The organism is Paramesorhizobium deserti, assembly GCF_001558695.1.
Lineage (GTDB): Bacteria > Pseudomonadota > Alphaproteobacteria > Rhizobiales > Rhizobiaceae > Paramesorhizobium > Paramesorhizobium deserti.
The window spans coordinates 277247-292614 of sequence record NZ_LNTU01000037.1 but is presented as its reverse complement, the minus strand read 5'-3'; the positions used below and the strand labels follow the sequence as shown (position 1 = coordinate 292614).

Genomic DNA, 15368 nt, shown 5'->3' with positions numbered 1-15368 from the left:
TTCTGAAATGCAGACTAGAATTGGCGCACCCGGCGCCACGCACCGGGTGTGACGCCCACTATCCTGAAAAAAGCGCGGGTGAAGTGACTTTGATCGGCGAAACCGCACTGATGCGCTATCTGATCGACGGGTAGCGGGGAATTCGTCAGCAGATCCTTCGCGCGTTCGATACGCTGAACGAGCAGCCACCGCATGGGAGACATTCCCGTCGTGGTCTTGAAGGCCCGCGCGAAATGGCTGCGCGACAGGCCGCATCCCCGTGCAAGTTCGTCGAGCCCGATTTTTCCGTCGATGCTGGCGAGCAGCATCTCCTTGGTGCGCCGCTCCTGCCAGGGCGCGAGCCCGCCGCTTGCCGGCCTTATCGTGACTTCACGCTCCCCGTAACTGGCGACCAGATGCGAGAGGAGTGCAAGCGCGACATGGTCCACGAAAAGCTGACTGGCGGTTTCCGGATGCTGGAAAGCGGGCAACAGGCAATTGCCGAGATTTTCAACGACGGTGTCGTTCAGCGCCTCACCCTGAATTGCGCGAAGCGAGGCAACCCTCGGCAGGCCGTGCTCATCGAGGAAGCGCTCGATTGCCCTGCGTGAAACATAAAATGAGATGCAGTCGACCGCCGTATGGACGATTGCGGTATGTTCCCGGTTGAGATCGGCGAGCAGCGACTGTCCGCGGATGACGTGCGGCATCACAACGCTCCGGCCATCGACCCAATGTGGATTTGCAGGAACGTCGATCCGCTGCAGACACATGAGATAGCCATCCTTGCGCTCGAACCGCGTCGGGCTCCCAGATCCGGGTTCCTTCCAGGCCATCCAGCTCAACGAGATTTCCGCCGACGGTATTGCACTGATCCTGAAATGAGGCTGATCATGTACTTTATCGAATGTGCCTGCATGACCGTCGATCCTCTCCGTCATCCCCTTCTCCATCGGTTTACGGAGCGTTGTGGTACCCGAGCCATCATATCCGAACCCGTTCGGGTTTGTTCCCCGATTCCTTGGTGCATATGGACACGCCTATTGGCGAAAGGCCTGTAGTCCGTGCAGCCGTGCATAAGGAACAGCCGAGCCTATCCCTGCGTGCCTGTGGCTTTCAGGTACGACGGGTCAAAATTGCCCTTCCGGTGTCCGATCCTAAAGTTGTTCTACGCGGTCAGCATGTCCTCGATCCGGATCGGCAGGGTCCGCACGCGCTTGCCCGTTGCGTGGAACACCGCATTTCCGATCGCCGGAGCGGTTCCCACAAGCGCGATCTCGCCCAGGCCCTTTACGCCCAAGGGGTTGACGTGCGGGTCGACCTCATCGACGAAATGCGCCTCCAGTTCCGGAATATCGAGGTTCACAGGCATGAGATAGTCGGCCATATGGGCGTTCACCGGACGGCCGTCGCGGGGATCAAGCGCGGTGCGCTCCATGAGCGCCATACCCATGCCGCCGATCATGCCGCCGGTGCATTGGCTGCGGGCAAGAAGAGGATTGACCACGCGGCCGATCCCGTATGCGCCGACAATCCGGCGAACCGCGATCGTGCCGACATCGGGATCGACGGCGACCTCGGCGAAGACCGCACCGAAGGCGTGCATCGAATATTGTTCCGCCACTTTCGGATCGCGTTGCGCGGACCCGCCGGCCTCGATCGGCACGCCGGCTCTGACGACGATGTCGTGATAGGATATGCCCGGTGACGTATCGCCCCGGCGTCGAAGAAGCCCTTCGCTCCATTCGAGATCGTCCACCGACGCTCCGGATAGCGGTGAGCCGGCGTCCGCCGCCGCGCGGCGCGCTGCTTGCGCCTGCACTTCCAGACAGGCCGCCCGGATTGCCGATCCCACCGATGCCATCGTCCACGAGCCGCCGTGAGAAGGGGTCTGCGGATAATCCGACCTGCCGAGCCTGAAACGAACCCGTTCCAGCGGCAGCCCAAGGAATTCCGCCGCCACCTGGCTCATGGAGGTATAGGTCCCTGGTCCCATGTCGCTTGCGGCCGCCTCGACTTCTGCCGTTCCGTCGGCGAGCAACCGGACCCTGGCGCTCGCCGGCGCATGGAAGGCCGGGTAAGTGGCCGTTGCCGTTCCCATGCCGATGAGAAGACGCCCGTCGCGCATGGAACGCGGCTCGGGTGTTCTTTGAGTCCAGCCGAAACGTTCGGCGCCGAGTTCGTAGCATTGCATGAGCGAGCGGCTGGAGAACGGCTTGTTCTCAGCTTCATCGAGCTGCGGTTCGTTGCGCCGTCTCAGCTCGATCGGATCGATCCCGAGCTTATAGGACAATTCGTCCATGGCGCTCTCGATTGCAAAGATGCCGCTGGCTTCACCAGGGCCTCGCATGTGATTGGGGGTGCTCGTGTCGAGAGGCGCCAGCCGATATTGCGTGCGCACATTGGGACAGGAATAGAGATAATCGGTGACGTTCGTCAGCGCCTCCATGAACTGCTCGTAGCGGCTCGTTTCGCCGGTGCCTTCGTGCACCATCCCCGCAAGCGCACCTTCCGGTGTCGCTCCAAGCGCGATCCTCTGAAGCGTGCGTGGCCGATGCCCGGTCGTGAAGAACATCTGCTTGCGGGTGAGCACGAGCTTGACGGGGCGCCTGATATGACGCGCCGCAAGTGCGGCCAGCGTGACATGCGGCCAGGTTCTGAGGCTTGTCCCGAAGGCGCCGCCGATGAAGGGGCAAACGACCTCGACATTCTCGAGGGGCAGTCCGAATATGGCGGCGATCTCCGCCTGCTCGTTGACCAGATACTGGCTCTTGCTCCACAAGGTGAGCCGTTCACCATTCCAGGAGGCGATCGTCGCATGCGGCTCCATTGGATTGTGGTTCTCGCGGGCGATGTCATAATTCTCGTCGACCTTTACCGCCGCGTTCGCCACGGCGGCATCCGCCTCGCCGCGCGACCGGTCCGCCAGCGTTCTGGCGCCGGGCCGTGTGGCCGCATCGGGCACGATCGCCTTCACTTCGTCGCCGGCATGATCGACGATTGGTCGCCGGGCATCATAGCTGATCCGCAGCGCCGCGGCCGCACGTTCGGCATCATCGAGCGTGTCGGCCACGACGACCGCGACGGGTTGTCCGTAAAACCGCACCTGATCGTCCTGCAGCACGTGCAGCCGCTCGCCCTCCGCCGGATCGATGACCGCCTTGTGGGGGAGATAGGGCAGCTTCTCGGCATTGTGGTGGGTAATGACCGCGACGACGCCCGGCATCCGCTCGATCGAGGCGCCGTCCATCTCCGTTATCCGGCCGAGCCCGACCGTGGCGCTCACGATGACGGCGTAGGCCTGGCCTGCCTGATTGAAGTCGGCCGCGTAGCGGGCATTCCCGGTCACCTTGCGGGGACCGTCGACACGGGTGTGGGGGCTACCGATAAACCGGACTGTCATGCGACGTCTCCCGCCATTTCGAGGGCACGGACGATGGTCCGAGGCAATAGCTCGGCCTTGTAATGGTTATGGCTCAGCGGGCGGACACCCTCCGTCGCCAGACGCGCGGCGGCCTCGAAGCTCGAGCGGTCCGCGGGTTTGCCGGCGAGAGCCGTCTCGCAGGCCCGCAGGCGCCAGGGCTTGGTGCCGACCCCGCCCACCGCGATGCGCGAGGAACGGATAAGACCCTCCTCGACATCGAGCGCCACCGCTGCCGAGACGAGGGCGAACTCGTATGACGCACGGTCGCGCACCTTGAGATAGCGCGCGCGGCGACCGTAGGGCCCGCCAGGTACACGGATATCCAGGATGAGCTCGCCCGGGGTCAGCGTATGTTCGAGATGCGGCGTATCGCCGGGCAGGCGAAAAAGATCCTCCACGGCGAAGCTGCGTTCGCCATCCGAGCCGCGGACGCGCATCGTCGCTCCCAAGGCCACGAGGGCGACGGCGACATCGGAAGGATGTGTGGCCACGCAATGATCGCTCGTACCGAGGATCGCGTTGCCGGCATTGAGGCCGTCGATCGCCGCGCAGCCGGAGCCCGGATCGCGCTTGTTGCAGGCTGCGTCGAGCATCCTGAAATAGGGGCAACGGCAACGCTGCAGCAGGTTGCCACCCATGGAGGCCATGTTGCGCAACTGCGGCGACGCGCCTTCGATCAGGCTTTCCGCGATTATCGGCTGCAGGCGCCCTACTTCTGGATGGGTGGCGACATCGGACATCCGGGCTAGCGCGCCGATGACCAGGTCTTCGCCATCCGCCCGGATGTCGCTCAGGGGAAGGGCGTTGATGTCCACGAGCCGCTCTGGACGCTCGACCTCGTCGCGCATGAGATCGACAAGCGTCGTGCCACCGGCGATGTAACGCGCTCCGGCGGCCGCGGCTGCTATCGCGGCTTCCGCGCTACCGGCTTTTTCCAGCACAAACGGAAACATGGGTCAGCTCCTCCCGGCCGCGTCGGCAACGGCTGCGACAATGCCCGGATAGGCGCCGCAGCGGCAGATATTGCCGCTCATCCAGAACCGGATCTCCTCCGGCGATCCCGCATGTCCCTCGGCGATGCAGCCCAGTCCGGACATGATCTGACCGGGGGTGCAAAAGCCGCACTGCAGGCCCTCATGCTCCACGAACGCCTGTTGGAGTGGGTGAAGCTCCCCATTCTTTTCCAGCCCCTCGATCGTTTCGATCTCGGCGCCGTCATGCATGGACGCCAGGGTCAGGCAGGAGACGATACGCCTGCCGTTGACGAGAATGGTGCACGCACCGCATGCGCCCTGGTTGCAGCCTTTCTTCGTGCCGGTGAGATCGAGCGTTTCACGCAGGACATCGAGCAATGATTGCCGTGGATCGACCTCCAGCTCTCTCGATACGCCGTTGACAGTGAGCTGGAGCGGCCTGGCCGCTCCGGCATCCGCAACGGTGGACTGCGTCTCTGAAATTGACTGTGCCTCCGCATGAGACATCGCCGCGAGCGATGCGGCGCTACCGGCCATCTGAAGGACGGTGCGACGTGATAATGTGGAAGCGGGGCCCGAGTGCCCGTTCGTTCCTGCCTCACCTGGGGATCTTTGGTGTTGGTTGGTCATCCTGGCCTCCTGGCGAATGCCGCGTGGTGGCATTCGGCCAAACAAGGCCAGCCCTCCGCAGCTTCGACTTCAAACGCTACTTATCGCTCGTTCACGGGCCAGTGCATGGAGTGCTGTTTTTTGTACGCAAGTGCTGTCTTGCGGAAACTGAGCCTTCGGCTCACGCAAGCGTGATCCAAAGCCGCCGAGCAGTTGCGGGAGGAATTTCAATTAGAAGATGTCGTCCGATCAAAGTACGTCTAAAAACGGCGGATACGTCGCCACGTGCCAGGCGTGACACCTTCAACCTTGTGAAAGGCGCGGGTGAAGTGGCTTTGGTCAGTGAACCCGAAATGAAGCGCGATCTGATCGATCGGCAAAGAAGGGTTCATAAGCAGGTCTTTCGCTCGCTCTATTCGCTGGACCAGCAACCATCGCAGGGGAGGCATGCCCACGGTGGTCTTGAATTCCCGCGCGAAATGGCTGCGCGACAGGCCGCATGCACGAGCCAGTTCCCCGAGACCAATATTGCCATCCAGATTGGCCAGCAGCATTTCCTTCGCCCGACGTTCCTGCCATTGGGCCAATCCTCCACGGACCGGCCGCAGGACGACGGGCCCTTCGGCATAGGAGGCGCTCAAATGGGTCGTGAGCGCCAGCGCGACGTGGTCGGCAAACAACTGGCTCACCCTATCCGGCCGCTCGAAGGCCGGAACGAGGCACTCACCCAGATTCCTGATGATGTCATCGTTAAAGGCCACGCCGCTGGCGGTCCGAAGCGCTCCCACCGATGGCAGATCGTGTTCTTCATGAAAGCGCCGCAGCGCCTCATGCGGAAGATACATGGAAACGCAATCCACGGCGCCCCGCGTCAGGGAGGCATGCTCCTCGTTCATATCGAGAAAAAGAAACTGCCCGGCATCGAGCGGCATTGCCGACACCGGTTTGTCGTTGACCCAATATGGGTACTCGGCCAGATAGCGCCGCTGCAGGCACAGAAGATAGCCGTTGCTTCGTTCCATCCGGACCGGAGCTTCGTTTTCAGGTTCGTTCCATCTAAGACGGGTGCCAGTGATTTCCGCCAGTTGCAAAAAGCGGGTGCTGAGAGTCCGAGGCTGCTCAAGTCCGACGAATCTGCCTAAGCTGCGTCCAATCTCGTTTGCCATGCAGCATTCCCCGGGCAGAAAACGTCATCAAAAATAACATTCGCACCAGGCAACTCAAAGTGAATTTGGTGATGCAGCCGAACGGATTGATCGGCCCTATAGCTGATTTTCATTGCCTCACGAATCGCTGCCCTCGGTGAAGGCATCCCGCATGGCATTGAGGATGATAACGGCGGAAGCAGATCCTGGATCCATATGCCCCAATGACCGTTCGCCGAGCCGCGCCGCGCGGCCGCGCGCTGCGACCATCGACCTCGTGGCATTGGCGCCATCCTGAGCGGCGGCAAGGATGCTGCTCCACATCTCGGCGGCCGTGGCCTCTCGGGAAGCGGCTTTCGCGGCAGCTTCTGCGGCAGGAATCCAGGCGTCGAGCATTGTTTTATCGCCGCGCTGTCCCTTGCCTCGATCCTTGATGCCGGTGGCCATGGCTTCGATGATGATTGCCTGATCGGCCGGTGAAAGGCTTTCCAATGGCTTCAGGGCCTGCGCTGCCTTGCGGAAAGCTGTCGCATAGAGTGGCCCGGTCGACGCGCCGACCGCATTGAGGAAGGCCGTCGCGGCTGCGGAAAAGACTTCGGAAGGCAGCATTCGGTCGAGGTCGAGCTTGGCGAGTTCACTGTTGACCGCGGCAAAGCCGAGCGACATCGTGATCCCGTGATCGGCATCGCCGATCGCTCCGTCCAGATCGGACAGATGATCCTGTTTCGCGTCGATGGCGAGGGATATCAGCTGGAACATCCGGCTCAGGCGGCGCGCTGCACTTTCAGACATAAGAGTTCCTCAACTCGACCGAATTCCGCCGTTCACTCCGGCTTCTCAGTTCACTCTCAGAAATGCGGTATCACAAGGATGGTGGAGCAATTCCGACAATTCATTGTCCAGATGCAGGATCGAGATCGATGCCCCCACCATATCCAGCGACGTGCAGTAGTGGCCGATCCAGTTCGCCTCGATGCTGATGTCCTTGGCGCTCAGACGCTGCGCAACACGTCGGAACAGAATGTAGAGCTCCATAAGCGGTGTTGCTCCGAAGGAATTGACAAGCACGGCAACCCGGTCCCCCGGTACCGCGTTCATCTCCGAAAATATCCGGTCCATGATCCGGTCGGTGATCTCGTCGGCAGGCATCATCCGGTCGCGCACGACGCCGCGCTCGCCGTGGATGCCCATGCCAATCTCGATATCGTCCTGCCCGATCTCGAAATTATGCCGCCGGGTCTGCGGCAGCGAGCAGGGCTCGAGCGCCACGCCCATGGTGAATGTCCGGTTGTTCGCCTTGCGGGTGACGGCCTCACATTCGGCGAGGGAAAGTCCCCGGTCACAGGCCGCACCGGCGATCTTGAAGACGAAGATGTTGCCCGCGACGCCGCGCCGTCCCTCGCGGTCCTCAATGGGAGAGGAGGCTATGTCGTCAGTGGTCAAAACGGTGCGAACCTCGATATTCTCGTCCTGCGCCATTTCCGCCGCCATTTCGAAGTTCATGACGTCGCCGGCGTAATTGCCGTAGACAAACAAAACGCCTTCACCGCCGGACGCAGCTTTCGTACATTCCAGGATGGGCGTCGGAGGAGGCGAAGAAAAAATGTTGCCGACGGCGACAGCATCGGCAAGCCCCTTGCCGACATAGCCGAGAAAGCAGGGTTCATGTCCGGTGCCACCGCCGATGACGAGGCCGACTTTGCCCTTGCGGGGACCATTTTTCGCCACCAGGCTTCGGTTCGATCCCTTGATCGGCTGGATGTAGGCAGCATGCGCCTTCGTCACACCGTCCAGCATCTCTTCCACAACGTCATTGGGATTGTTGAGGAATTTCTTGATATGTGTACGGACGTTACTCGTAAGCTGAACCGTTTCTCTGACGCGCGAGCGCTGCGATGCCTTCTGGTCGAATTCCGTTACGCCGTCGGCGTTCAATATGCCTCGCCCTGTTGCTGCGTCGGTGATGAGGACATTCACATACCCCCCTCTGAGAGCGGCCAGGATTGCCGGCACCTTGTCGAACCCTCCGGCGACAGCAATGCGCGTTCCGATGTTCTTCAGCATATCCAGCGAAATGCCAACCGTCCGCTCGTCCAGGGGGCCGGCGACGGGATGCCCATGGGAGTCCACGAACCGGCCGGCAACGACACCAACGGCGTTTTTCGCCAGATAATCCTGGATGGAAACCGATTCAAAGAAGCCACTGGTATGAATGGTGGAATTCGGGCGGAGCGACGAAACCCCGAACAGCGCTTTGTTGGCCCGGGCAAGGACCGCGAACTGTTCTTCCAGCAGAGGCTCCTGCATGAGTGCCGAGCGGACTTCTACGCTGGAGACGATCGCCGGCGCGGTGATGTTAACCAGCCTGGCGCCGATGGCGGTGGCGGCTGCCGAGGCGCAAAGCTCGGGCGTATAGGTGAAAGTCGCACGGGTGCCGCCGGTTGCCTGCACCACCGTCACATCCTGCAGATTGGAGACCGACAGATTTTCCGCAATCGACAGCGTTGTGCGCCCCCAGGCAACGGCAAGCGTATCGCCGGACTTCAGGAGCTTCGTCAGCGCCTGCGCGCCGGCTGAACCCAGGCGGTCTATAATGGTCCGGGAACCATCGTCGCTCGGCACGACAAGGCAATCCGTCAGGCCGAAATGACGCTTTAGTTCCTGTGCGATCGAAAGCGAACTGAGCCGTTCGGGTTCAAGCGAGATGTTGACGATGCCACGGTGACGGGCGTCCGCGAGGTAGCTGTTCACCGTTGCTCGCGATATTCCCATGATCCCGGCGATCTCGCCTTGGGTGCGCCCTTCCTGGTAATAGAGCCAACAGGCCCAGACATAGGGATCATCACCATAACGAAGTGGCATGACCTCCATTCCTTCGGACGGTTCCGCCTTTTTTGCTGCTGCTTTCTTCGTTGATGGCATTCGTTTCGTAACTCTGCGCTCACATCCTGATAACGGTGTCGAAGATGACGGTGATGCGCGGCCGGTTCAAGCGTTTTTGCAACAGTGCACGGCCAAGTGCGGCCTGGCCATGCAGCTCTCGGATTTCAACGCTCGTAGCATGCCCAGGGGCCTGCGGTCAGTGTAGCTTGTCCGATGCGCCGAGCGACAGCTCCTTCAAGATGATGGCGCAGGAAGTGGCACCGGCATCCAGCACGCCAAGCGAACGATCACCGAGCCGGCTGGCGCGACCGATCTTCGCGACAAGATCGATCGTGGAGTCGCGGCCCTGCTCCGCTGCGATGACAAGGGCTTGAAGAGCATCCGAAAATGACTTTCCGGAAGCGGTTGCCATGTCAAAAGCTTCCACGGCGGGCACGAATGTGTCGAGCAGGGTCTTGTCGCCGACCTTGGCGGATCCGATGGACTGGATGCCGGCAAGACCTGCATGAAGCATGTCGCTGAAAGCCTTGGCGTCAATGGCCTCGGCGCCCTCAAGCTTCTCGGCAAACTCAGTGAACATAACACCATAGAGCGGTCCCATTGACCCGCCAATTTCGGTCATAAGCACCGTGCCAAGCGTGTCAAAGGATTCGCCGAGCGAAACCTTCCTGCCTTTGAGCCGTTCGGCAGCCATGCTGAAGCCCTTGGCCATGTTGACTCCATGATCGCCGTCACCGATCTTGCCGTCTATCTCGCTGAGATAGGCGCGGTTCTCGATAATACGGTCGGCCATGGCAAGAACGATGTCGCCGGACGAGGTATTGCTGAATGTCTGCATTTCTAAACTTTCTTACAAAAGCGCTGTGCAATGAACTTCGACGTCGAGGAGTTCCTTTAATTCCGCATCGAGCGCCATGACGGTCAATGTGGCACCGACCATTTCGAGGGATGTAAAATAGTTGCCGACATAGGTGCGGTATATCTTCAGGCCGCGGCCGGTGATTTCCGCTTCGATTGTGTCGTTTAGGATATAAAGCTCATTGAGCGGCGTCGCGCCGAGGCCCGAAACAAGCACCGCGACCTCGGTGCCTTCAGGCAGGGCATGATCGTCGAGAACGATCCTGCACATATCCCTGGCGATCGCATCCGCGGTCTTCAAGGGCTCCACACGCACGCCGGGCTCGCCGTGATGCCCGATGCCGACTTCCATCGTGCCGGGTTCGATCTGGAAGTTCGGATGGCCGACCGCCGGAAGGGTACAGGGACCAAGGCCGACGCCGATCGAGCGGCAATTGTCGATGGCTTTCTGGGCGGTTGCGCGGACTTCCTCAAGCGAAGCACCGCTTGCCGCCCTGGCGCCGCCGATCTTCCACATGAAGATCTCGCCCGCCACGCCGCGGCGCTTTTTCCGTTCTTCCGGCGGGGCTGAACATACGTCATCATTGGCCACGACGGTCGCGACCTCGATGCCCTCTTTAGCGGCCATTTTTACCGCCATCTTCACATTCATGTTGTCGCCGGCATAGTTGCCGTAGAGGCAGACGACACCCTTTCCGCCATTGGCTTCGCGAACGGCGTCGTAGAAGCTCTTGGCCGTTGGAGACGAGAAAAGTTCGCCGACGGCGACTGCGTCCAGCATGTTCTTGCCGGTATAGCCGATGAAGGCCGGCTCATGACCTGAACCACCGCCGGTTATGACGCCGACCTTGCCTTGGTAAGGTGCATTCCTGGCAGCGATCACGCGCGGGTTTTCCGCAAGGCGAACAATATCGGAATGGGCTTTTACGAAGCCTTTGACGGTATCTTCGACGACTTCATCGGGATTGTTGATGAATCGCTGCATAGTGTCTCCTATAAGCTTTGAGCCAGATGCTCACAGTATCGTGTATCCGCCGTCGATCAGGAGATCGGCGCCGGTGATCATCTCCGCGCCCGCGGATGCCAGGAAAACAGCCGCGGCGGCAATCTCTTCCGGATAGGCGAAACGGCCCGCCGGAATGCGCTTTTTGGCGGCTTCGCCCTTTTCGCCGGCCCATGCCTTCTTGCCCAGCTCGGTCAGGACGATGGTGGGTGAGATGGTGTTGACATTGATGCCGTGGCGTCCCCATTCGGCGGCAAAGGTTTTCGACATGCCGATGACCCCGAATTTCGAGGCGCAATAGGCGACGTGCTCTTCGATGGCGACCGTGCCGGCTTGTGAGGCAATGTTGATGATCTTGCCGCCCTGACCGGCTGCAATCATCGCCTTGCCGACGGCTTGGGTGACCAGGAAGGTCCCCTTCAGGTTTATATCGATTGTCTTGTCCCAGTGGTCCAGCGAGAGTTCCTCCGCCGGCGCGAGGAATACGACACCGGCGCTGTTGACCGCGATATCGATCTGGCCAAAGGCAGCAAGAACATCGGCAATCGCCTTATTGACCGAGTCCATATTGGAAACGTCGCAGGCGAACGGTTTTGCGCTACCGCCGATCGCATCGGCTTTGGCGGTGGCGATGGATATGTCGATATCCAGAATAGCGACCTTCGCCCCCTTCGCGGCGAAGGCGGAAGCGATGGCCGCACCGATGCCGGACCCTCCTCCGGTTACGAGGGCAACCTTGCTGGAGAGCGGGAAATTTAGATCGATGTGGGGAGCTGTATCGGTCATTTTTGAAAAGCCTCGGTTGGCGGTGCGGGGCGGAGGTGCCGCCCCGCAATGTTGGCTTACTTGCGGGCTTCCAGGAGCTTGTCGACGTTTTCCACCGTTACCGGGGTCCACGGAACGTTGTAGACGGCTTCCTTGCCATCATTGAAAGGCATGTCTGGGTATTGGGCCCAGATGTCGGATTCCGGTTTGTAGTCACCCTTCCTTGCGTGGAAGATCGCCAGATCAAGTGCCCCTTGCGCCTGTGCACGGGCATCCTGAAGGATGGATGTCATCGTGCCGGCCTTGACGGCATGCAGGGCGTCGGTGATGCCGTCGATGCCGGCAATGGCGAAGTCCTCGGTCTTCAAATTGGCTGCCTTGATGGCCTCGATCGCACCGAGCGCCATTTCATCGTTCTGGCCGATGACGCCGTTGATCTGGCCCGGATGTGCCGTCAGCCAGTTTTCCATCAGCGTTTGGGCTTCGGCACGCGACCAGTTGGCGGTCTGGTCTTCCAGAACCTTTACTTCCGGGCATTCGGCGAGTGCCTTCTTGTTGCCTTCCAGACGGGAGATCTGGGCCGATTGGCCGATCGGTCCTTCGAGGATCACGACGTTGCCCTTGCAGCCGATTTTGTCGAGGACGTTCTTGGCCTCCATATAGCCGGAGACGGTGTCGTCCGAACCGACATAGGATGCGAGAAGCTCGGAGTTCACACGCGTGTTGGATCCGATAACCGGGATGCCGGCATCATGTGCCGCCTGGACGGCGGTTGCGCCTGCTTCGATGTCGATCGGCACGAAGATGATCGCGTCGTATTTCTGCGTGATCATCGTGTTGAACTGCTCCTGCTGGACGAGGGCGTCATAGCGGCCGTCGAATACGGTCAGATCGACTTCACCGTTCTTGATGGCGGGATGCTCTTCCAGGGCGGCCGACCATATCTGCATGAATTCCGCGTTCAGGCCATAGACAGCGGCGCCGACTTTAATCTTCTTATCCTGCGCCAGTGTTGGTGAGGCCATCAATGCGGTCGCTGCCGCAAGCGCAATCAAAAGCTTTTTCATTCTCTTTCTCCTCCGTTGAGTTCCCGGCCACTACACCAGCGTGCCGAAGAGTTGGGATGCGGTTCGACCGCTGCCCTTCGCCAGGGGCTTCAAACCCCCTGATTCCGTTTCTGGTCCAGCATGACGGCGCCGACGATCAGGGCGCCCTTCAGGACCTGTTGGTAATAGGATTGGACGCCCATCAGATCTAAACCGTTGTTCATGACGCCGATGATCAGAGCGCCGACAAGTGTGCCGGTGATGCGGCCCACCCCGCCCGAGAGGCTCGTGCCTCCGATAACGACGGCGGCAATGGCATCAAGCTCGTACGAGATACCGGCCTGCGGCAACGCGGATCCGGTTCGGGCCGAAAGCAGCATGCCTGCGAGCCCGGCAAGGCCGCCCGATATGACGTAAACCGATAGGCGCAGTCGCGAGACATTGATGCCCGACGTAACGGCCGCATGCGGGTTGCCGCCGACCGCGTAGATGTAACGGCCGAAACGCGTGCGGTTCAAAACCCACCACGAGACCAGAAAAACGATCGCGAGCAGCACGACCGGCATCGGTATGCCCAGGATGTTGCCGGTACCGATCCAGCGGAACTCAGGCGTCAGGGCGGGAACCGGGCGGCCGCCGCCATAAAGGAGCGTCATGCCACGCGCCGCCGACAGCATGCCAAGCGTGGCAACGAAGGCCGGCACCGCGAACCGCGAGACGATAATGCCCACGATGGCGCCGCAGGCGATGCCGACCAGAAGACCCACAGGAAGGGCGAGGAGAGCCGGGTAGGGGGCGCCTGGAACGCCGGCCGTCGAGGAGGTGGTGGCGAAACTTGCACTGACGATACCCGCCAGGGCGACAACCGAACCGACCGAAAGATCGATGCCCCGGGTGAGAATGACGAAGGTCATCCCGATCGCCAGAATGCCGTTGATGGACGTCTGTAGCAGCACGTTGGAGATGTTGCCCGCCGTCAGGAAATATTCGTTCGATATCGAAAGAACCAAAGCCAAAAGAAGAAATGCGACGAAGATCCCATATTCCTGGATGATAAGTTTGCGCTGTTCGGAGCCGAACCAGGTGCTGAGCGAACTATTCTCGGTGGACACGGATATTACCTCTTCAATGGCGGCGATGTCGGGATCACGACTGTTAGGTCAGGTGGACAGGTGAACGAGCGATTGCGCGTTCGATTGCTCCCTGTTGTAGATCCCGGCGGATCGCCCACGGCGCATGACCATGATCCGGTCGGACATGCCTAGAACTTCATCAATCTCCGAGGAGATCATGACGACCGTGCCGCCCTCTTCGGCGAACTCGCAGATGATGCGGTAGATCTCGCGCTTGGCGCCGACGTCGACGCCGCGGGTTGGTTCGTCAAGCAGCAGGATTTTTGGCTTGCGATGAAACCATTTGCCGAGAACGACCTTTTGCTGATTGCCGCCGGAAAGACCGGAAACAGGCATCGTGTCCCGCGCGGCCTTGATGTCGAAGCGTTCCACCATTTGCCGGCTGGCATCGGCTTCCATTCGGCGGTTCATGTTGAGGCGAGGGCTGAGCTCCGGAAGACTGGCCATGCAGATGTTGCTGCGCACGCTGCCCGTCAGGTTGAGACCCGTCAGCTTGCGGTCCTCGGTGACGAACGCGATGCCATGGGCCATCGCATCGGACGGTTTCGCGATCGTGATATTCCGGCCGTCGACGCTGATGCGTCCCCTGGAGGTAGGATCAAGGCCGAACAGGCAGTTGAAGATTTCGCTTCGACCGGAACCCATCAGCCCATATATGCCGAGGATCTCCCCCTTGCAGGCCGTAAAGGACACGTCATCGATTTTGCCCGGCGCGGTGAGACCGGATACTTCGATACCGGGGACAACGCTTGGGGCGTTGGTCTTGATGTACTCGTCTCCCAATTCCCGGCCGACGATCATGCGGATGAGCCCGGGCCTGTCGATATCCGCGAGATTGCCGCTGCCGACATAGCTGCCGTCCCGGAAGACGGTGTAGGAGTTGGCGATCTGGAAGATCTCCGAGAGGCGATGGGACACATAGACGATGCCTTTGCCCTCGGTTTTGAGGCGCTTGACGGCCTCGAACAGATGCTGGGCCTCCTTCTCGCCGATAGCGGAGGTCGGCTCGTCCATGAAGATGACTTCGGCATTGTGGCTCAATGCCTTGGCGATCTCGACCAATTGAACCTGGGCAACCGACAGGTTCATCATCAGCTGTGATGGGCGGACATTGAAGCCGAGCCGATCCAGCAAGGCCTGGGCATTGCGGTTCATCGTCTTGAAATCGATGCCACTGAAACGGCCAGACGGTTCACGGCCGAGATAGATGTTCTCGGCAACCGTCATATGCGGCACCGGGCTCAGTTCCTGCTCAATGATAGCGATGCCGGCAGCGAGTGCTTCGGCGGGGGTCGAATAGGCTACTTCCATGCCGCGGCGGCGGATCGATCCTCCGTCGCGCATGTGAATTCCCATGAGGATTTTGAGAAACGTGGATTTTCCCGCGCCATTGCCCCCGCACAAGGCATGGACAGAGCCGGCACGCAGTTGCAAACGCCCGTCAGATAGGGCCGCAACACCGCCGAAGGACTTCCGCAGCCCCTCCACCTCAAGCAGATATTCCAAGGCATGGCCTCCCGATTTCGTCCCGATCTGCGCCGGTTCATAG

General features: G+C 60.7%; 14 protein-coding genes. 1 reads left to right on the top strand and 13 read right to left on the bottom strand.

From position 1 onward, the window contains the following. Positions 1-14 precede the first annotated feature (14 nt). From ATN84_RS20155 to ATN84_RS26340, 7 genes are all read right to left on the bottom strand, one after another. The gene (locus tag ATN84_RS20155) at positions 15-689 is read right to left on the bottom strand and encodes an AraC family transcriptional regulator (protein WP_244491144.1); all 675 of its coding nucleotides are present in this window, start codon (positions 687-689) and stop codon (positions 15-17) included. 458 nt (positions 690-1147) lie between these two features. Next, positions 1148-3382 carry a xanthine dehydrogenase family protein molybdopterin-binding subunit gene (locus ATN84_RS20150; RefSeq protein ID WP_068884043.1) on the bottom strand — a complete coding sequence of 745 codons (2235 nt, stop codon included), beginning with the start codon at positions 3380-3382 and terminating at the stop codon, positions 1148-1150. Then, positions 3379-4356 (bottom strand): FAD binding domain-containing protein, encoded by a 978-nt coding sequence (locus ATN84_RS20145; protein ID WP_068884042.1) that lies wholly within the window; start codon positions 4354-4356, stop codon positions 3379-3381. The genes ATN84_RS20150 and ATN84_RS20145 overlap by 4 nt, the downstream gene beginning before the upstream one ends. Before the next feature lie 3 nt (positions 4357-4359). Further along, entirely contained in the window at positions 4360-5007 is a 648-nt protein-coding gene (locus ATN84_RS20140; RefSeq protein ID WP_153020314.1) for a (2Fe-2S)-binding protein, read from the bottom strand. Between the two features lie 239 nt (positions 5008-5246). Next, positions 5247-6152, bottom strand: coding sequence for an AraC family transcriptional regulator (locus ATN84_RS20135; RefSeq protein ID WP_068884038.1), 906 nt, complete (start codon positions 6150-6152; stop codon positions 5247-5249). Positions 6153-6269: 117 nt separating this feature from the next. Next, positions 6270-6923: a dihydroxyacetone kinase subunit DhaL gene (gene dhaL / locus ATN84_RS20130; RefSeq protein WP_068884035.1), complete on the bottom strand. Its 654-nt coding sequence runs from the start codon at positions 6921-6923 to the stop codon at positions 6270-6272. A 45-nt stretch (positions 6924-6968) separates the two neighbouring features. Beyond that, positions 6969-9053, bottom strand: coding sequence for a bifunctional sugar-binding transcriptional regulator/dihydroxyacetone kinase subunit DhaK (locus tag ATN84_RS26340; protein WP_082766400.1), 2085 nt, complete (start codon positions 9051-9053; stop codon positions 6969-6971). On the opposite strand from ATN84_RS26340, the gene ATN84_RS27560 reads away from it, so the two are divergent. After that, positions 8992-9219 carry a hypothetical protein gene (locus tag ATN84_RS27560; RefSeq protein ID WP_201026418.1) on the top strand — a complete coding sequence of 76 codons (228 nt, stop codon included), beginning with the start codon at positions 8992-8994 and terminating at the stop codon, positions 9217-9219. The two genes, ATN84_RS26340 and ATN84_RS27560, sit on opposite strands and share 62 nt — an antisense overlap. On the opposite strand, the gene dhaL (ATN84_RS20115) is transcribed toward ATN84_RS27560, so the two are convergent. The 6 genes from dhaL (ATN84_RS20115) to ATN84_RS20090 all read right to left on the bottom strand — a co-directional run bounded on the left by dhaL (ATN84_RS20115) (position 9211) and on the right by ATN84_RS20090 (position 15325). Then, positions 9211-9852, bottom strand: coding sequence for a dihydroxyacetone kinase subunit DhaL (dhaL, locus tag ATN84_RS20115; RefSeq protein ID WP_068884033.1), 642 nt, complete (start codon positions 9850-9852; stop codon positions 9211-9213). The genes ATN84_RS27560 and dhaL (ATN84_RS20115) overlap by 9 nt on opposite strands. 12 nt (positions 9853-9864) lie before the next feature. Next, the gene (locus ATN84_RS20110; RefSeq protein WP_068884031.1) at positions 9865-10857 is read right to left on the bottom strand and encodes a dihydroxyacetone kinase subunit DhaK; all 993 of its coding nucleotides are present in this window, start codon (positions 10855-10857) and stop codon (positions 9865-9867) included. Positions 10858-10887: 30 nt separating this feature from the next. Beyond that, positions 10888-11661 carry a GolD/DthD family dehydrogenase gene (locus ATN84_RS20105; protein WP_068884028.1) on the bottom strand — a complete coding sequence of 258 codons (774 nt, stop codon included), beginning with the start codon at positions 11659-11661 and terminating at the stop codon, positions 10888-10890. A gap of 56 nt (positions 11662-11717) precedes the next feature. After that, positions 11718-12707 carry a substrate-binding domain-containing protein gene (locus tag ATN84_RS20100; RefSeq protein WP_068884027.1) on the bottom strand — a complete coding sequence of 330 codons (990 nt, stop codon included), beginning with the start codon at positions 12705-12707 and terminating at the stop codon, positions 11718-11720. 89 nt (positions 12708-12796) lie between these two features. Further along, on the bottom strand, positions 12797-13798 hold the full coding sequence (locus tag ATN84_RS20095; protein WP_068884026.1) for an ABC transporter permease: 1002 nt from the start codon (positions 13796-13798) through the stop codon (positions 12797-12799). Positions 13799-13846: 48 nt separating this feature from the next. Then, positions 13847-15325 (bottom strand): sugar ABC transporter ATP-binding protein, encoded by a 1479-nt coding sequence (locus tag ATN84_RS20090; RefSeq protein ID WP_068884024.1) that lies wholly within the window; start codon positions 15323-15325, stop codon positions 13847-13849. Between the last annotated feature and the right edge of the window lie 43 nt (positions 15326-15368).